General features: G+C 60.6%; 18 protein-coding genes and 1 riboswitch. Of the genes, 11 read left to right on the top strand and 7 right to left on the bottom strand.

Annotated features, from left to right (window positions below; genetic code table 11):
* Nucleotides 1-163 precede the first annotated feature (163 nt).
* Nucleotides 164-451 (top strand): PA4642 family protein, encoded by a 288-nt coding sequence (locus ALTERO38_RS15255; protein WP_102835628.1) that lies wholly within the window; start codon nt 164-166, stop codon nt 449-451.
* Nucleotides 452-748: 297 nt separating this feature from the next.
* Complete coding sequence (gene mqo / locus ALTERO38_RS15250; protein WP_256663949.1) at nt 749-2254, top strand: malate dehydrogenase (quinone); 1506 nt, start codon at nt 749-751, stop codon at nt 2252-2254.
* Between the two features lie 54 nt (nt 2255-2308).
* On the opposite strand, the gene ALTERO38_RS15245 is transcribed toward mqo, so the two are convergent.
* Nucleotides 2309-2521, bottom strand: a complete 213-nt coding sequence (locus tag ALTERO38_RS15245) for a hypothetical protein (protein ID WP_159968896.1) — start codon at nt 2519-2521, stop codon at nt 2309-2311.
* A 162-nt stretch (nt 2522-2683) separates the two neighbouring features.
* On the opposite strand from ALTERO38_RS15245, the gene ALTERO38_RS15240 reads away from it, so the two are divergent.
* Complete coding sequence (locus tag ALTERO38_RS15240; RefSeq protein ID WP_102835631.1) at nt 2684-3268, top strand: YajG family lipoprotein; 585 nt, start codon at nt 2684-2686, stop codon at nt 3266-3268.
* A gap of 302 nt (nt 3269-3570) precedes the next feature.
* On the opposite strand, the gene ALTERO38_RS15235 is transcribed toward ALTERO38_RS15240, so the two are convergent.
* Nucleotides 3571-4947 (bottom strand): DUF1329 domain-containing protein, encoded by a 1377-nt coding sequence (locus ALTERO38_RS15235; RefSeq protein ID WP_102835982.1) that lies wholly within the window; start codon nt 4945-4947, stop codon nt 3571-3573.
* 427 nt (nt 4948-5374) lie between these two features.
* Between ALTERO38_RS15235 and ALTERO38_RS15230 the strand changes: the two genes are divergently transcribed.
* Complete coding sequence (locus tag ALTERO38_RS15230; RefSeq protein WP_159968895.1) at nt 5375-5653, top strand: hypothetical protein; 279 nt, start codon at nt 5375-5377, stop codon at nt 5651-5653.
* 25 nt (nt 5654-5678) lie between these two features.
* Here ALTERO38_RS15230 and ALTERO38_RS15225 read toward each other — a convergent pair whose 3' ends face one another.
* The gene (locus ALTERO38_RS15225) at nt 5679-6842 is read right to left on the bottom strand and encodes a 1-acyl-sn-glycerol-3-phosphate acyltransferase (protein ID WP_178114597.1); all 1164 of its coding nucleotides are present in this window, start codon (nt 6840-6842) and stop codon (nt 5679-5681) included.
* A gap of 197 nt (nt 6843-7039) precedes the next feature.
* On the opposite strand from ALTERO38_RS15225, the gene ALTERO38_RS15220 reads away from it, so the two are divergent.
* The 4 genes from ALTERO38_RS15220 (at nt 7040) to ALTERO38_RS15205 (ending at nt 9103) form a co-directional block, all read left to right on the top strand.
* Nucleotides 7040-7222, top strand: a complete 183-nt coding sequence (locus ALTERO38_RS15220; protein WP_148926719.1) for a CPXCG motif-containing cysteine-rich protein — start codon at nt 7040-7042, stop codon at nt 7220-7222.
* Nucleotides 7223-7483 (top strand): DUF2007 domain-containing protein, encoded by a 261-nt coding sequence (locus ALTERO38_RS15215; protein ID WP_102835635.1) that lies wholly within the window; start codon nt 7223-7225, stop codon nt 7481-7483.
* Nucleotides 7484-7541: 58 nt separating this feature from the next.
* Nucleotides 7542-8162 (top strand): SOS response-associated peptidase, encoded by a 621-nt coding sequence (locus ALTERO38_RS15210; RefSeq protein WP_102835636.1) that lies wholly within the window; start codon nt 7542-7544, stop codon nt 8160-8162.
* A gap of 131 nt (nt 8163-8293) precedes the next feature.
* Entirely contained in the window at nt 8294-9103 is an 810-nt protein-coding gene (locus ALTERO38_RS15205; RefSeq protein WP_159968893.1) for a M48 family metallopeptidase, read from the top strand.
* 20 nt (nt 9104-9123) lie between these two features.
* Here the strand turns inward: ALTERO38_RS15205 and ALTERO38_RS15200 are convergent, their stop codons facing one another.
* The 4 genes from ALTERO38_RS15200 to ALTERO38_RS15185 form a co-directional block, all read right to left on the bottom strand.
* Nucleotides 9124-9567, bottom strand: a complete 444-nt coding sequence (locus ALTERO38_RS15200) for an ester cyclase (protein WP_159968892.1) — start codon at nt 9565-9567, stop codon at nt 9124-9126.
* A gap of 84 nt (nt 9568-9651) precedes the next feature.
* Nucleotides 9652-10239 carry a TMEM165/GDT1 family protein gene (locus tag ALTERO38_RS15195; protein ID WP_102835639.1) on the bottom strand — a complete coding sequence of 196 codons (588 nt, stop codon included), beginning with the start codon at nt 10237-10239 and terminating at the stop codon, nt 9652-9654.
* Between the two features lie 90 nt (nt 10240-10329).
* Nucleotides 10330-10455, bottom strand: a riboswitch (yybP-ykoY riboswitch).
* Between the two features lie 47 nt (nt 10456-10502).
* Nucleotides 10503-11501, bottom strand: a complete 999-nt coding sequence (locus tag ALTERO38_RS15190) for a class I SAM-dependent methyltransferase (protein ID WP_159968891.1) — start codon at nt 11499-11501, stop codon at nt 10503-10505.
* 57 nt (nt 11502-11558) lie between these two features.
* Nucleotides 11559-12521 carry a 2-hydroxyacid dehydrogenase gene (locus tag ALTERO38_RS15185; RefSeq protein ID WP_159968890.1) on the bottom strand — a complete coding sequence of 321 codons (963 nt, stop codon included), beginning with the start codon at nt 12519-12521 and terminating at the stop codon, nt 11559-11561.
* Nucleotides 12522-12582: 61 nt separating this feature from the next.
* Between ALTERO38_RS15185 and ALTERO38_RS15180 the strand changes: the two genes are divergently transcribed.
* The 3 genes from ALTERO38_RS15180 to ALTERO38_RS15170 all read left to right on the top strand — a co-directional run bounded on the left by ALTERO38_RS15180 (nt 12583) and on the right by ALTERO38_RS15170 (nt 15991).
* The gene (locus tag ALTERO38_RS15180) at nt 12583-13212 is read left to right on the top strand and encodes a LysE family translocator (protein ID WP_148926718.1); all 630 of its coding nucleotides are present in this window, start codon (nt 12583-12585) and stop codon (nt 13210-13212) included.
* Between the two features lie 157 nt (nt 13213-13369).
* Nucleotides 13370-15052, top strand: a complete 1683-nt coding sequence (locus tag ALTERO38_RS15175) for a fatty acid--CoA ligase (protein ID WP_159968889.1) — start codon at nt 13370-13372, stop codon at nt 15050-15052.
* Nucleotides 15053-15334: 282 nt separating this feature from the next.
* Nucleotides 15335-15991 (top strand): OmpA family protein, encoded by a 657-nt coding sequence (locus tag ALTERO38_RS15170; RefSeq protein WP_102835644.1) that lies wholly within the window; start codon nt 15335-15337, stop codon nt 15989-15991.
* The last annotated feature ends 20 nt before the right edge of the window (nt 15992-16011 follow it).

Here is a 16011-nt window from a genome sequence, read left to right as displayed (position 1 = left end):
ATAAGCACTGGCAATAGCGCTGGGCCTGTAGCAGTGCAACATCGGGGTCAAATCGCGGATTTTCGTGTACGACCTTGGTCTTATCGGCCTTTGGCGCGTTGAGTGCGTCGTTCTCGCAGAGTAAACTGCCGCCCCCGAAAGGCCCCGTCGAACCGGAGAAACCATGCGCAAAGACAAGAAGAAGGTGATCGGCGAGGAAGTCAGCGACGAGTCGATCAAATTGTTTCTCGAGCCGGAACCGGCTGACGACACGCCGCCTTCGTTGCACAAGCTGATCAAGGCTTATCGCGGTTTGCGCGTCGATGATTTCGAGCGTTTTCTCGGATTCTTTGTCGAAGCGGGATACGACCTGAATGCGAAGGATGCCAATGGGCAGGACTTCGTTGCCTTGATCGCGGATCAGCGCCAGGCCGAGCCCTATATCGAGCTGATCAAGGCCGCGCGCGGCTGAGTTCGTCTGTAACCGTCGAGCTTCAAGCATGACCTGGCTGAGCAACCAGCAGCCGCAATAGATTTTCTCGCTGCATGCGTCCCGTAGAGCCCTGGCTTGTCGCCCCGCTCCGGGAAGTAGAGGCGCGAGAGGGAGGAGGCCAAAAGCCGCTCTCCCGACAGCGGGTAGGTGCTTTCGAGTTCCTGCCTTCGGGCACAAGCCCGAGCAGCGGTATAGAAACCTCCTCCGTTTCTAGCCGCCAGGCTGGTGGTTCTACGCGATCGCGTACTGCGGTCGTGACAGTTTAATGCTGTGATTCTGGAGAACGCGTTAATGACGCAACACGATAGCGAAGCCGTGGATTTGGTGCTGGTGGGAGCCGGCATCATGAGTGCGACTCTGGCAGTACTGCTCAAGGAACTCGATCCCAACATCAGGCTGGAGATTGTCGAACTGCAGGAATCCGGGGCCGTTGAAAGCTCGAATCCCTGGAACAATGCCGGCACCGGTCACGCCGGTCTCTGTGAGTTGAACTATACACCGGACAGCAAAGACGGCTCGATCGACATCAAGAAAGCCGTCACCATCAATACCCAGTTCGAAGTCTCGAAGCAGTTCTGGGCCTACCTGACCGGCCGTGAAGGCTTCGGCAGCCCACGCGACTTCCTCAATGCAGTGCCGCATCTGAGCTTTGTCCGCGGCACGAAAAATATCGATTACCTCAAGCGCCGCTTCAATGCGTTGAAGACCCATCACGCCTTTGAAGACATGGTCTACAGCGAAGATCGCGCGACCATGGAAGAGTGGATGCCGCTTATGATGCCGGGCCGTCCGCTGGACGAGCCGATCGCCGCGACCCGCGCAATGAATGGCACCGACGTCAACTTCGGTGAGCTGACCCGGCAGATGCTGCAGTATCTGGCGGCCAAGCCCGGCGTGACGATGTCCTACTTCCAGAAGGTCACCGGCCTGGCTCGCGACGGCAAGGGCTGGCGCGTAGAGATCAAGAACACCCGTGACGGCAGCAATCGTGAGATCACGGCCGGCTTCGTCTTCCTCGGTGCTGGCGGCGCAGCACTGCCGTTGCTGCAGATGTCCGATATCGAAGAAGGCAAGGGCTACGGCGGCTTCCCGGTCAGTGGCCAGTGGCTGCGCTGCGACAAGCCGGAAATCGTCAAGCAGCATCAGGCCAAGGTCTACAGTCTGGCCGCGGTAGGCGCGCCGCCCATGTCGGTTCCGCACCTGGATACACGCGTCGTGGACGGCAAGACGTCGCTGCTGTTCGGGCCGTATGCCGGCTTTACCACCAAGTTCCTCAAGCATGGCTCGCCGCTCGATCTGCCGATGTCGATCCGTCCGGGTAACCTCAAGCCGATGCTGGCTGTCGCGCGCGACAACATGGATCTGACTCGCTATCTGATCAAGGAAGTCCGGCAGTCGATGGACGACCGTCTGGAAACGCTGCGCGGCTTCTATCCCGAGGCCAAGGCCGAAGACTGGCGCCTGGAAGTGGCCGGTCAGCGCGTCCAGATCATCAAGAAGGACCCGAAGAAGGGCGGCATCCTGCAGTTTGGCACCGAGTTGGTGTCGGCCAAGGACGGTTCCATCGCCGCACTGCTGGGCGCCTCGCCGGGTGCCTCGGTCACCGTGTCGATCATGCTTGACCTCATCGAGCGCTGCTTTCCGGAGCAGGCCAAGAGCGAAGCCTGGAGCAGCAAGCTCGCCGAGATTTTCCCCGCGCGGGAGAAGGTTCTCGAGGCCGATGCGGCGGTCTATCGCGACGTTGTCGCGAAGGTCGACAAGCATCTGGGGTTGGCCGACTAGCCACTACAACGCCATGTAAGCAAGCCGCGCTGCCCCTCAGGGCCGCGCGGTTTTTTATGCGTGCCGACTGGGTGCGCGGTGTTGCTGAAGGCCAGCTCCAGGCAGCGGCTTGCCGATCCAGCCAAGACGAATTTCCGCTATTTCGACCCAACGTTCACCATGAGGGCGCTCTTTGGCGGTCAGCAGCATGCGGCAGCGATCCTGCTCGTCCAGCAGGGCGTAGTGACGCGGTGGACGATGTCGAAACAGGGTTTTGAATAAGGACATGATCGAGCGCTCGTTGGGCTTCGCGCTGTTATCGCAGTTGGACGTTACGGTTGAATGAATGGAACGCGGCCGGCCTGCAGGCGGTCTTTAGCGCATCACTGTCAGGCGGTTGCGGTGCTGGTTATACTGCGCGCCATTCATCCCTAACCTGGAGTAAGCAGCATGCTGAAACGCCTGTTGTTCAGTCTCGCCGCCGCGTCAGCACTGGTGCTTGCCGGCTGCGCCCACAGCCCCCAACAGCTCGATCCCAACCCCAAACTCACCGACACCATCAACCCGGTCGGCCAAGGTCAACCGGTAGTGGTGCGTGTAGTAGACGGTCGCCCTTCGGCAACCCTGGGCACTCGTGGCGGCCTGTATCCGGAAACCAGTGCGGTGATCGTGCCGAAAGAAAAGGTCGTTCCAAAGCTGCAGGCTCAGGCTGAAGCAGCGGTCCGCCTGCTGGGCTTTACGCCCTCGGCCAACGCCTACAACGCACCGCAGCTGACCTTGACCCTGGCCGAGCTGAAATATCAGTCGCCAAAGGAAGGGCTGTATGTCACCGAGGCCACGATTGGCGCTACGTTTCGCGTAGAAGTACAGAACGGTGGTCGTCGCTATACCGGTCGCTACGGCGCTTCTCTGAACCAGCGTTTCGGCATGGCCCCCAATGAGCAGACCAACACCAAGCTGGTAACCGATGTGCTGAGCGATGCGCTGACCCGCACATTCCGCGATCAGAACATCGGTCAGGTGCTGGCACAGTGAGTTGCAACTAGCCCAGGCGGTTGCGAGCGACAGATCAGAACCCCGCCTTTTCGGCGGGGTTTTTGTTTTAGGCGTAACTGTTGCTCTTCGGCAATGTGCTCGAATCGTGTCGCCCAGGTGCAGGACGCGGAGCAAGCGCAAGGAGCGAGCCAAGTGAGGTGCCCGATGCGTACTGTCGTTTGCGCGATAGCGGACACCGACGCCGCTAACCCATACCAGCCATTGCGTTTATATAAGTGCGAAAAAAAACGCCCCGAGCATGTCGGGGCGTTTCTCTTTTCGGTTTGGCTTAGCGGTGTGGCTTAGCGTACGCCGGAGTTACGCAGCGCGGCCGGGGTGTACTGGTTGGAGTTGGCCTTGTAGTTGTAGACGTAGGGGTTCTTTTCCTCGTTCTTCATGCCCATCACCAGGTAACGACCGGAGACCAGGTCATACAGCGTCTCCATGGCGTACAGCGGGACCTGGTCGTTGTAGATGTACTCGGCATGCGCCTCGGCAACGCGCCAAAGCGTATCGCGGCCGTCGTAATGGTCGATCACTGCGGCCTGCCAGGTGTCTTCATCAATGAAGAACGTACGCTTGGCATAGATGTGACGCTCACCGGGCTTCAGCGTAGCCTCGACTTCCCATACACGGTGCAGCTCGTAGCGGGTCAGATCCTGATTGATGTGGCCGGCCTTGATGATGTCATCGTACTTGAGCTGCGGTGAGTCCAGGCGATAAGCGTTGTAGGGGATGTACATTTCCTTCTTGCCCACCAGCTTCCAGTCGTAGCGGTCCGGCGCGCCGTTGAACATGTCCAGGTTGTCGGAGGTGCGCAGGCCATCGGCGGCAGTGCCCGGGCCGTCGTAGGCGACCTGAGGGGCGCGGCGCACGCGGCGCTGACCGGCGTTATAGATCCATGCCATGCGCGGCTCTTTGACCTGGTCCAGGGTCTCGTGCACCAGCAGCACGTTGCCGGCCAGGCGTGAAGGCTCAGTCACCTGCTGTTTGAAGTAGAACAGTACGTTGCCGTGTTTCTCGGCGTTGTAGTCGGTCAGGGTATCGGTGTAGACGACTTCGTCGACGAACTTGACCAGGCTGTAGCTACCGTTCACCTGGGGAGTGGCCTGCGCCACGGTGCGGCGGGCCGAGCCGCCGCGATAGCGAGTGATGTGGTTCCAGATTACTTCCAGGCCGTCCTGAGGAATCGGAAAGGCAACCGCAGTGTCGAAATCTTCCAGCCCGTTGCCGCCGCGCACCAGCTTGGTCTGGGTCGCGTTCTTCTGCGCGGCGTCATAGATCCGCTGAGGTACGGCTGCACTGCGATGGGTTTCGAAAACCGGCAGGCGATAGGTGTCTGGGTAGCGCTTGAGCATGGCGATCTGGCCAGGGCTCAGGTTGTCCTTGTACTGCTCGAAGTTCTGCGCAGTGATAGTGAACTTTGGCTTGTCGTTCGGGTAAGGATCGCTGACGAAGCCATCCTCGCCGACTGCCGCTGCGTCGGTTGCCAAGCCGCCGGTCCAGGCGGGAATGGTGCCGGCCGCGTTGCCGGCTTTCTCGGCACCCATCGGCGTCAGGCTGTTACCCAGCTTTGCCGCTTCGGATTCGGATACTGCAGCCATGGCTCCACTTGCCAGCACAGCGCTTGCCAGCAAGGAGAGTGTGAGGGCCCCCGTCTTAAACCTGTTCTTGTTCATTGTTTGGTCCTGTTGATTCTCGGTAACTGATTCGCTGCAAGCGATGCCGTAAGCGCGGCGCTTGCAGATGGCGACTTCCACAAAGGCGGTGGCGGGATGAACGCCTGGTACTGACGTCAGAGACGCAGCGATCACAAGTTGCCATTTGCCCGATCCCGCGGCAGTCCCGTCTGGTTGCTCAAGCCAGGCGCACGCTCTATTTCGGTTGTTCGGGGCGAGATGAGGGTGAAGCTGGAAGGGACTATAAGTCAACAATCGAGACGGCACCTATCTGCATAAATGGCGCAAATACCCGGCAAATTGCCATCGCTTGGTTATGTTCCTTTCTGTCGGAAACTGGCTGAGCCGACAACGCCGTTTCGGTAGACTCCGCTGCCCCAGTTCGGGCCGCTCAGGCCTGTATGTTCAAGGCCAACGGAGATAAGGGTTGTTGCTCGATTTCGATTACTCGACGCTGGCGCGGGTCGCGCCTCTGGTCAACTCACTGGCCTTGCTGATCGCGCTCGGCGGCGCCTGGCTGTTGCTGGCGACACGCTGGCGTCGGCAGCTGTCGAACACCTCAACGTCTCTTGCAGATTCTCGCCTCTCGGCCGTTGAGCAGGGTGCCGTGGCGGCGACCCGGCGTCTCGACCGATTTTTCTATGGCTTTGGTTTCAGCAGTCTGGGACTGGCCTGCCTGCTTTCTTCGCTTACGCGACTGACCTGACGGCCAGTCGCGTAAGCGTGGAGCCCTAGAGGCTCAAGCCAGCTTTCAAGCGGTACTGATTACGCACCGGCATGGCGTATTGCTGGATGAGGAAGGGCTGCTGCACGCTTGGGCAGGCTGCGAGGCGCTTGCCCCATTCGGCCTCGGCACGTTCGATTTCCGCCTGGCTGAACAGCTCGCTGAGCTCGGGTATCGCCAGTGCCTTGTCGCGATTCTCCCACATCCGATGCGCCAAAAAATTCACCGGAAATAGACGGTAATCACCCAGGATCTGCTGGTCGATTTCGGCCGCCAGCTGTTTGGCATCCTCCGGGACTTCGCTGATGGGCGTGCCGAAGCTGACATGCACCCGACCTTTGTAGCCGGTAATGCCGAGGGCGATGCTGGTGTCATCCTCGCCCGGGGCCTTGGTGTAACTGCCGGTGGTGGCACGTATATAGAGCTCTCGCGCCTTGGCCTGATCGCAGGGGTCGTACTCATAGCTGATCGACACCGGCGTCGGCCGCAGGGTCGACAATGCTTCGGCAAAGGGCTCGTCCTTGCGGCTCATGTGCAGCATTTTCAAAATGGCCGAATCGGTACGGTCGTCACCGTCCTTTGCCCGCCCTTCGGCCTGGGCAATCCAGATCGACTCACCGTCGTTACGGATAGAGTGGTTGATATAGGCAGAAAGCAGCTGATAAGCCGCGAGCTTTTCGCGTCGCCCGGTGACCGAGCGACGCACGATGAAGCTCTTGTTGAGTCGCATCAGATCGCTGACAAACGGCCGTTGCAGCAGATTGTCGCCAATGGCGATGCGCGGCGTGCGCATCTTGGCCTGGAACACCGCATAGTTGACGAAAGCGGGGTCCATCACGATGTCGCGGTGATTGGCGATGAACAGATAGGCGCAGCCCGGCCGCAACTTTTCCAGGCCGGAATAAGTAATGCCATCTGTGGCGCGCTCGATGGTGCGGTCGAGGTACATCTCGATCCGCGCCTGCAGCGTGTCGATCGAATGAATAGTGGCGAACTCACGCCGCAGTCGTTGCGCTATAAGTGGTTTGAGCATCCAGCCCATTGGGCCGGCCAGCCGCGGAAAGCGAAAATGCGCCAGTATGTCGAGAAATTCCCGGTCGGCGAACAGCCGTGCCATGACGGCGGGGACTTCAGCATCGGCGTAGGGTCGGATGGCTTCGAATTCGTCCATCATGATCTCTGTAAGGGTAACTACTGAATAACCCAGTCGCTCAAGGGTCAAAGTTAGGTCTGTAGTTGCTTGGACGCGATGACAGCGGGCTCGGGCAATGCCACGTGGCACCGGTCGGGTCCGCCACAAGTGCGCATCGGGGCATCTCAACAGACTCAGGACGGCGATTATAGCGGCAAGTCACGCAGGAGACGCTGATGCTGGAATCACAGGACTATCAATGCCCATATTGTGGCGAAGTGGTTGAGGCGCTGCTCGATCTGAGTGGCGGCGATCAGCAGTACATCGAAGACTGCTCAGTCTGCTGCAGGCCGATTGTGTTCGATCTGCGTACCGATGGTAGCGATTGGCAGCTCGACGTACGGCGGGAGGATGAATAGATGCAGCGGGTATACGAGCCGCGTGATCTGCTCGAAGCGGAAATGCTGCGTGGCATGTTGGACGCCGAAGGTATCGAGGTCTACCTGAATGGCCGGCATCTGATCGGAGCTGTAGGCGAGCTGCCTGTTGCCGGTCTGCTCGGCTTGATGGTCGCCGATGATGAGGCCGAGCGCGCGCGGCAGTTGATCGCTGAGTACAATGTCGCCGAACCGCTGCCCGGCGACGAGCCGGAAAGTTATCCGGGTGAGCTCATCTGCTGATGCCTCAGAGTGAAGGCATTGCCCTGGCCGCTGCCCCCTTTCCCATCGAGTTTTGTACATGTGTGGCCGCTATGCCCTGTTTCGCTGGAATGCCGCTTTTGCTGCGTTGCCTGGTTTCCCGTCTGATCAGCAGCCGCACTGGAGCCTGGCGCCTGGCGCTTCGGTGCTTCTGCTGCGACAGGTGGACGAAGCGCTGCAATTGAGTCGCGTGCGCTGGGGATTGACCCCGGCATGGTTGAGCGACTTCACCCGCACGCCTGCGCAGGCGCGGGCGGAAACGCTGGCTGAACAGCCAATGTTTCGCGACGCCTTTCGTCAGCGCCGAGGCGTCCTGCCGGCGAATGGTTTCTATGAGTGGCGAGGCACGGCACGCAAGCGACCCTACTGGATGACGGCGGAAGACTCGCTGATGTATTTCGCGGCGGTCTGGGAGGCCTATCCGGTAGAAGGTCACAGTTATCTCAGTGCGGCCGTCGTGACGCGGCCAGCCTCAAACCAACGGCGACCACTGTTGCTGGATCAGGCTGGCATGACCGCCTGGCTCGATCCCCAGACCCCGCTGGAAACGCTGCAGCTGCTGCTGGCTGCACCACAACCTGCGTTGCGTGAGCGACCCCTGGCAACCTTCGTCAATGATCCCAAGCTGGACGCGCCGGAGTGCCTGACGCCAGTGAACTAGGCACTGGCAGTAACCCTCGAAAGGGGAGTCAAGGCGCTATCAGGCTTGCGCCGAAGCGATGGGCGGCTAGTCGGTTGCCCGGTGCGCTGGCACGCTCTAGCATACGGCGCAGAATTCACGGGAGACGCGACATGTTCAAGCCGCATTCAATCAGCCTCTTTCTGGCGGCCGCCACGCTGGCCGGTTGTCAGGCCGTCAACACGACCAGCAGCGGTGCCGTTGGCGTCGACCGCAAGCAATACATGTTCAGCATGCTGTCGACCGAGCAGGTCAATCAGATGTATGCGCAGTCGTATCAGCAGACGGTGTCTCAAGCGAAGAGCAAAGGTGTGCTCGAAAACAACTCACCGGTCGCTCAGCGGGTCAACCGGATCGCCAGCAGGCTGATCGCCGAGGTCAAGGCTTTCCGGCCTGATGCGGCGGAGTGGGACTGGGACGTGAACGTCATCGACAGCCCCGAGCTGAACGCAAATGCCGGCCCGGGCGGCAAGATCATCTTCTACACCGGGCTGATCGAGAAGCTCAACCTGACCGATGACGAGATTGCCGCCGTCATGGGGCATGAGATAGCCCATGCGTTGCGTGAACACGGTCGTGAGGCCATGTCCAAGGCGTACGGTGTGCAGATGGCCACTCAAATTGGCTCGGCGGTCGGGATTGGTGATGGCAGCCTGCAGCTGGCCAACATGGGGGTGCAGTATCTGATGACGCTGCCCAACAGCCGCAGCAATGAAAACGAGGCTGACCTGATCGGTCTGGAGCTGGCCGCGCGGGCCGGGTACAACCCGAGCGCAGCGGTCAGTCTGTGGCAGAAGATGGCCGCGGCTGGCGGCTCCGCTCCGCCGGAATTCCTCAGCACCCATCCCTCTTCAGGCAGCCGTACGCAGGCACTGCAGGAAAACATTCCAAAGGTGATGCCACTGTATAAACAGGGCCGCTGATGCAGATGCCGCCGGCGCTCTCAGGTCGGCGGCACCTTGATTGGGAGAGGGCTTTCCAAGCCTAGCTGACTACGAGCGCTTTCCAGGTCAAAGAGGGTACTGATCTCCTCGATATCGCCGCTCGGATTGAGCGTCCAGATCGACATCGCGGCGACAGTGAGGATTTTGCCGCTCGGGGCGACGCCGAATACGGGTTTCTCCAGGGTGCCGAACAGGGTGCTGGAGGTCACCACGCGGTTGCCTTCGCTGAGGCATTCATCTACCGCAACTTCCAGATCCGGAATGGCCTGACGGATTTCCCTTACGATCAGACCGAAACCGGCACTGTTGACCGGCTGTGAGATGAACGAGCTCTTGTAGCTGAAGTACCGGCTCTGCAGCTGTTCAGCCAATGCCAGTCGACCCTTGATCCAGCTCAGGTCGATATGCAGCCGAACCCGCCGTTTTCGTTCCTCCGGTGACATGCCGCCTGCTCCCCTCAAGTGCCGCCAGAATGCGGTGAACCCGCACTCTAACAGCACCCGTGGCGAGGCAATTTGCGCTGGGTATCAGACTGGAAGCATGCCGCTCAAGCTCAGGGCCTGATAGACGGCGTACAGCGCCAAACCGGCAAAGCCGACGGCGGCGATTCGGCGAATCAGCGTGAGTGGCATGCGGTCGGCGGCAAAATTACCGGCCAGCACCACCGGCACATTGGCGATCAGCATGCCAAGGGTCGTGCCAATGATCACCAGGATGAAGTCAGGATACTGAGCGGCAAGCATGACGGTAGCCACCTGCGTTTTGTCGCCCATTTCAGCAAGGAAGAACGCAATCAGTGTCGCCACGAAGGGGCCGAAGCGTCGACCACGCGAAGCTTCTTCCTCCTCGAGCTTGTCTGGTACCAGCGTCCACAGGGCAACGGCGGCGAAAGAGGCGGCCAGAATCCAGCTGAGAATGGCAGGCGAGACCAGCGACGAAACCCAATTGCCGATGGCCCCAGCAGCGGCATGGTTGGCCAGCGTGGCCACCACAATGCCCCAGATGATGGGCATTGGACGCCGGTAGCGGGCGGCCAGCAAGAGGGCGAGCAATTGCGTTTTGTCGCCAATCTCAGCGAGTGCGACGATCAGGGTGGGGATGTAGAACGATTCCAACGTACTTCCTTGCGGGGGCGGGTCGACTAATCACCATGACACGCACCGCCTGCCCGCCCCGGGTCAGGTGTACGTGTCATGGGTCTTGTCAAACCGAGCGCTGGCTGCCGAGACAAGCCGCGCGGGTCGCATGCACCATGGTCTGTGGACCAAGTATGTTGACGCATGCCAGGCAAGCTGGGCGCTTGCCGGAGACTACTCCCCCAGGACGGGCGCGAGTTTGCCCAAGCGTGGCGCGTTGCGCAAGTCGGGACGTTACCGGATCAGGGGCGTTGCGCACGGTAGATGCGGAAGCCGTCCGCGCTGATCAGTGTTTCGCAACGACCCAGATGGGTTTCGATCAGGGGCGGATACTTGAGAAACGCATTGGCTACCAGTCGTAGCTCGCCACCCGGCCGGAGATGACTGGCCGCGCGTTGCAGTAACGTTTCGCTGGCCTCGTAGTGCGTGTGGACGCCCTGATGAAACGGTGGGTTGCTGATGATGGCGGTGCAGTCTTGCGGGGCAGCATCGATGCCGTCCCCGGCGATCACCTGAGCCTGTAAACCATTGGCTGCGAGGGTCATGCGGCTGCTTTCGACTGCAAAAGCGTCGACGTCCAGCAGCACCACTTCACTGTCCGGATACCGTCTTTTCAGTGATGCCCCAATGATGCCCGCGCCGCAGCCGAAATCCAGCAGCCGGCCAGCTGGCAGCCCATCGAGCTGGTCTAGCAGCAGTGCGGTACCGCGATCAAGGCGGCCATGGCTGAACACGCCAGGCAGGCTGACGATGCGCAGCGGGCCGTCCACGAGTGGGAGCTCGAAGTGCTGAGCCAGGGTCTGTAATTCTGGAGCCGGTGGGCTATTTGTGACCCTGACCTGCCAGAGCTGGCAATGCCGGGCGCTGTCGAGTTTTTTCGCTTCGCCGAAGGGAGCCAGTTGTTTCGCGGCACGCTCCACGCCGGCACGCTTCTCACCCACCAGATACAGCAGACGGCCCGGCAATCTGGCGGCCAGCGCGCTCAGCAGGTAATCAGTCAGTTCCCGAGACTTGGGTAGGAACAGAACGGCGCTGTCGAACGAGGCTATGGGCGGCTCGACACCAAATGCGCAACGCTCGGCGAAACGCGCTTGCAGTCGTTGCTGCGTCCCGGCGTGCCAGCTCCAGCCGATGGCTTCAGGCAGTTGGCCGAGCAGGTCGTCTGCGGGCAGCCCGGCAAGCAGCAAGTCACCGCTGAACAGTTCGGTCTGGCGCAGCAGTACTTCGCTTCTCGGATCCATCTTGCCTCCGGACAAAAGCTGGCGAGCTTACCAGCCTTGTCCCCGGCTGCAGAAGCGTCAGCCGACCTGACGCTTGGGGCTGCCGGCGAAGAACGCCTCCGCGTTCTCACACAGCTGGCCGACGATGCGTTGTCTGGCTTCGCGGCTGCCCCAGGCGCTGTGGGGTGTCACGATCAGGCGCGGTACGTCCGCAGCCAGCAGCGGGTTGTCGTTGCTCGGTGGTTCGCTGATTAGCACATCTGTGGCAGCGCCGCCCAGGTGGCCGCTTCGCAGAGTGTCGGCCAGCGCCTGCTCGTCTATCAGGCCGCCGCGAGCGGTATTGATGACGAAGGCCGCGGGTTTCATCAGCTGCAGTTCGCGCGCACCGATGAGGTTGCGTGTCTGCTCAGTGAGCGGGCAGTGCAGGGTCAGGGCATCAATCTGCGGCAGCAACTCGTCCAGTTCCAGTCGGTCCGGACGAGGCGGGCGCCCGGGCAGATTGCCGGTCAGCACACGCATGCCCAGCGCCTCGGCGAGCTTGGCTACGGCGCCGCCCAGCTCACCGTGGCCGAGCACGCCGAGCGTCTTGCCCGCCAACTCGACGATGGGGAAATCCAGCAGGCAGAACTGTCCGCTTTCCTGCCAGCGGCCGCGCGCCACGGCGGCCTGATAATCGGGTAGTCGCGTGGCCAGTGCGAGCAGTAGCATTAGCGTGTGCTGGGCCACCGTAGCCGTGCCGTAAGCCTGGCAGTTGCATACGGCGATGCCGCGCTGTTTGGCTGCCGCCAGGTCGATGTTGTTGATGCCAGTGGCGGCGACCAGAATCAATTTCAGATCCGGACAGGCGGCCAGCGTGGCATCGCTCAAGGTGACCTTGTTGACGATGGCAACTTCCGCGCCTTGCAGTCGGTCGACGATTTGCGTTTCGCTGGTCTCCTTATGGCAGGTCAATTCAGCGAAGGCTGACTGCAACGGGGCCAGGTCAAGATCGCCCTGGTCGAGCGGTGATAGATCAAGGAATACAGCGCGGTACTTGCTCATGGACTTTACTCGTATGAATCAGCGGGCGGACGTCCCGCCCCGGAAATAACGGAGTCGCTAGATGTACTGGATGGAGTTTCTCACTGTAGCGCTGGTTCACTTGCTCGCTGTCGCCAGTCCCGGGCCTGACTTTGCAGTAGTCGTGCGCGAAAGTGTCGCCCGCGGTCAGCGCAGCGGCAGCTGGACGGCCATCGGTGTCGGCAGCGGCATCTTGCTGCACGTGGGGTATTCATTGTTAGGGATTGGTCTGATCGTCTCGCAGTCGATCATGTTATTCAACCTTTTCAAATGGTTAGCGGCAGGTTACCTGTTCTATCTGGGTTTTCAGGCTCTGCGTGCCAAGCCTGTCGCGGTGGACAACCTTGCATCGTCCGCGTCCAGTGTTGCGATTAGCCCACGACGCGCTTTTACCGTTGGTTTCGTCACCAATGGCTTGAATCCCAAGGCGACCTTGTTTTTTCTGTCCCTATTCACCGTGGTTATCGACCCCCATACCCCGCTCGCCGTTCAGGCAGCCTATGGGTTATATCTGGCAGGCGCGACCGGAGTGTGGTTCTGCCTGGTGGCCTGGTTGTTCAGCCGCGAGCGTGTTCGGGCCGGATTCGCCCGCATGGGGCATTGGTTTGATCGCGTCACGGGCGCGGTGCTGATCGGTCTTGGTATCAGGTTGGCGGCAAGCGAGATCGCTTGATGATGCCCGCCTGGCTGCCGCTGCATCACGAGGTCTCACAGGCTGAACAACGGCGGCACCGATTGTCCGAAGAAGGCAGGCGGCACGGCTGAACGTCGCACCGGTGGCCGCGTAAACGTCTAGCGTGCGTCTCATAACATCAATAACAGGAAGCCTTATGCTGCAGACACGAGTGATCAAACCCGCCGCGAATGCCTACCAGTACCCCCTGTTGATCAAGAGCCTGCTGTTGTCGGGGCAGCGCTACGAGCGTACCCGCGAAATCGTCTATCGCGATCAGCTGCGTTTCGACTACCGCACCCTCGGCGAGCGCATTGCTCGGCTTGCCAATGTGCTGACAGAGGCCGGGGTGAAGGCGGGCGATACCGTGGCGGTTATGGACTGGGACAGCCATCGCTACCTGGAATGCATGTTTGCGATTCCGATGATCGGGGCGGTGGTGCATACCATCAACGTGCGGCTGTCACCCGAGCAGATTCTCTACACGATGAATCATGCCGAGGATCGCGTCGTCCTCGTCAACAGCGAGTTCGCGCCGCTCTACCACGCCATTGCCGGGCAGCTGACCACGGTCGACAAGACATTGCTGATCACTGATGCTGATGACAAGCAGTGCGAGTTGCCGAACTGCATCGGCGAGTATGAGAGCTTGCTGGCGGCCGCAAAGGCGACGTACGAGTTTCCCGATTTCGATGAAAACTCGGTGGCGACCACCTTCTATACGACCGGCACCACCGGCGACCCCAAGGGGGTCTACTTCACGCATCGCCAGCTGGTCTTGCATACCTTGGCCAGCGCGGTAACGGTTGGCTGTCGCGAGAATCCCCAGTTGATGGCGGCGGGCGACGTCTACATGCCGATCACGCCGATGTTCCACGTACATGCCTGGGGCCTGCCCTATGTGGCGACGATGCTGGGCCTCAAACAGGTCTATCCGGGGCGTTACGATCCTGAGCTGCTGATCGAGCTGTGGCGTCGGGAGAAAGTAACCTTTTCCCACTGCGTGCCGACCATCGTGCAGATGCTGCTCAAAGCCAAAGCAGCGCAGGGTACGGACTTCAATGGCTGGAAGATCACCATCGGCGGCAGTGCACTCACGCGGGGCCTATATGAATCGGCGCGGGCGTGTGGCATGCAGTTGGTGGCTGCCTACGGCATGTCGGAAACCTGCCCGCTGATCTCCGGGGCTCACATCAACGACGAGCTGCGTAACGCCAGTGAGGATGAGCAGATCACGTACCGGCTCAAAGCCGGGATTCCGGTGGTGTTGGTCGATGCGGCAATTCAGGCGCCGGACGGCAGCTTTCTGCCTGCCGATGGCACCTCCCAGGGCGAACTGGTGCTTCGGGCTCCCTGGCTGACGCAGGGCTACGCGGGCAATCCGGAGAAGAGTGAAGAGCTGTGGGCCGGTGGTTGGCTGCATACCGGTGACGTTGCCACCCTTGATGAAATGGGCAATATCGACATTCGTGACCGCATCAAGGACGTGATCAAGACGGGCGGCGAGTGGGTGTCTTCCTTGGCTCTGGAAGGTCTCATTAGCCGGCACGAGGCAGTACGCGACGTCGCGGTGGTGGGTGTGCCGGATGAGCGCTGGGGCGAGCGACCCTTTGCCTTGCTGGTACTGTGCGAAGGCAAGCAGGTGGATGCGAGAGCGCTGCAAACATTCCTCGAGCCCGCCGTGGAGCAGGGCCAGATCAACAAATGGGCCATCCCCCAGCAGATCGCGGTGGTTGAGGATATTCCCAAGACCAGTGTGGGCAAGCTCGACAAGAAACGTATCCGCGTCGACATCGCGCGCTGGGTTGAGGAAGGCAATAGCGTTATTTCCTCGGTATAGGATAGGGTTTTGCCCGCCTGTGTTTGATCTCGCTGCGGCCTTTCATCGAGGTCGTGACTTGGTCATTAGGTCCGCACAGGCACTATCTACAGTCCGTCATTGGGGCGGCGGCTTCCCTTCAAGGCCAACAGCGAAAGAAGGACTTGCGGCTGTCGCCTGGAGCTCGAATCGTTTCGGGTTCGTCGGGACGTTCCGGTTCCGCCGGCAGTCGGGTGTTACCCTAACGGCGCATTCCAGTCCGTGTTGTAACGGGCTGGCGTCCCGCAGATGAAGGAAGTAGATATGAAGAAGATCAGTAACCTGACCGCACTCGCCGCCACCCTTGCGCTGCTGGTCGGCTGTACCAACAATCCCTATACCGGTGAGCGAGAAGCTGGCAAGGCTGGTATTTATGGCGGTATTGGTGCGGTCAGCGGCGCAGTGATCGGTGCGGCCACCTCCAGCAAAAAGGATCGCGCCAAAGGCGCCTTGATCGGAGCCACAGTCGGCGGTGCTGCGGGCGGCGGCTATGGTTATTACGTTGATACTCAGGAAGCCAAGCTGCGCCAGACGCTGCAGGGCTCTGGCGTACAGGTCCAGCGTCAAGGCGATAACCTGACACTGATCATGCCGGGCAACATCACCTTCGCAAGCAACTCGGCCGATATTTCCAGCAGCTTCTACCCAACGCTCAATTCGTTGGTTCAGGTGTTCAAAGAATTCAACAAGAACGGTATCGACATCACCGGCCATACCGACAGCACCGGCTCGCAGCAACTCAATCAGGACCTTTCGAATCGTCGCGCCCGTAGCGTTGCGGCTTACCTGGAAGGCAATGGCGTGCCAGCGTCGCGTATCTCGTCCTATGGCGCGGGCTCGAGCCAGCCGATCGCCAGCAATGACACCGCTTCTGGTCGCGCGCAGAACCGCCGTGTGGAAATCAATCTGAGACCGCTCTAAGCGGCCCGGCACAGGCAAGG

It is taken from the genome of Pseudomonas sp. 9Ag (genome assembly GCF_902506445.1).
Lineage (GTDB): Bacteria > Pseudomonadota > Gammaproteobacteria > Pseudomonadales > Pseudomonadaceae > Stutzerimonas > Stutzerimonas stutzeri_AB.
Note: the sequence above shows the minus strand (reverse complement) of the source record. Positions and strands in the feature narration are given on the sequence as shown.

Excerpts from the sequence above, each read along its gene's own strand:
- ALTERO38_RS15205 (WP_159968893.1), top strand. The coding sequence starts at position 8,294 with ATGTTCAAGCCGCATTCAATCAGCCTCTTTCTGGCGGCCGCCACGCTG.
- ALTERO38_RS15220 (WP_148926719.1), top strand. The coding sequence starts at position 7,040 with ATGCTGGAATCACAGGACTATCAATGCCCATATTGTGGCGAAGTGGTT.
- ALTERO38_RS15225 (WP_178114597.1), bottom strand. The coding sequence starts at position 6,842 with ATGGACGAATTCGAAGCCATCCGACCCTACGCCGATGCTGAAGTCCCC.
- ALTERO38_RS15185 (WP_159968890.1), bottom strand. The coding sequence starts at position 12,521 with ATGAGCAAGTACCGCGCTGTATTCCTTGATCTATCACCGCTCGACCAG.
- ALTERO38_RS15180 (WP_148926718.1), top strand. The coding sequence starts at position 12,583 with ATGTACTGGATGGAGTTTCTCACTGTAGCGCTGGTTCACTTGCTCGCT.
- ALTERO38_RS15255 (WP_102835628.1), top strand. The coding sequence starts at position 164 with ATGCGCAAAGACAAGAAGAAGGTGATCGGCGAGGAAGTCAGCGACGAG.
- ALTERO38_RS15215 (WP_102835635.1), top strand. The coding sequence starts at position 7,223 with ATGCAGCGGGTATACGAGCCGCGTGATCTGCTCGAAGCGGAAATGCTG.
- ALTERO38_RS15200 (WP_159968892.1), bottom strand. The coding sequence starts at position 9,567 with ATGTCACCGGAGGAACGAAAACGGCGGGTTCGGCTGCATATCGACCTG.
- ALTERO38_RS15175 (WP_159968889.1), top strand. The coding sequence starts at position 13,370 with ATGCTGCAGACACGAGTGATCAAACCCGCCGCGAATGCCTACCAGTAC.
- ALTERO38_RS15245 (WP_159968896.1), bottom strand. The coding sequence starts at position 2,521 with ATGTCCTTATTCAAAACCCTGTTTCGACATCGTCCACCGCGTCACTAC.
- ALTERO38_RS15210 (WP_102835636.1), top strand. The coding sequence starts at position 7,542 with ATGTGTGGCCGCTATGCCCTGTTTCGCTGGAATGCCGCTTTTGCTGCG.
- ALTERO38_RS15235 (WP_102835982.1), bottom strand. The coding sequence starts at position 4,947 with ATGAACAAGAACAGGTTTAAGACGGGGGCCCTCACACTCTCCTTGCTG.
- ALTERO38_RS15190 (WP_159968891.1), bottom strand. The coding sequence starts at position 11,501 with ATGGATCCGAGAAGCGAAGTACTGCTGCGCCAGACCGAACTGTTCAGC.
- ALTERO38_RS15170 (WP_102835644.1), top strand. The coding sequence starts at position 15,335 with ATGAAGAAGATCAGTAACCTGACCGCACTCGCCGCCACCCTTGCGCTG.
- ALTERO38_RS15240 (WP_102835631.1), top strand. The coding sequence starts at position 2,684 with ATGCTGAAACGCCTGTTGTTCAGTCTCGCCGCCGCGTCAGCACTGGTG.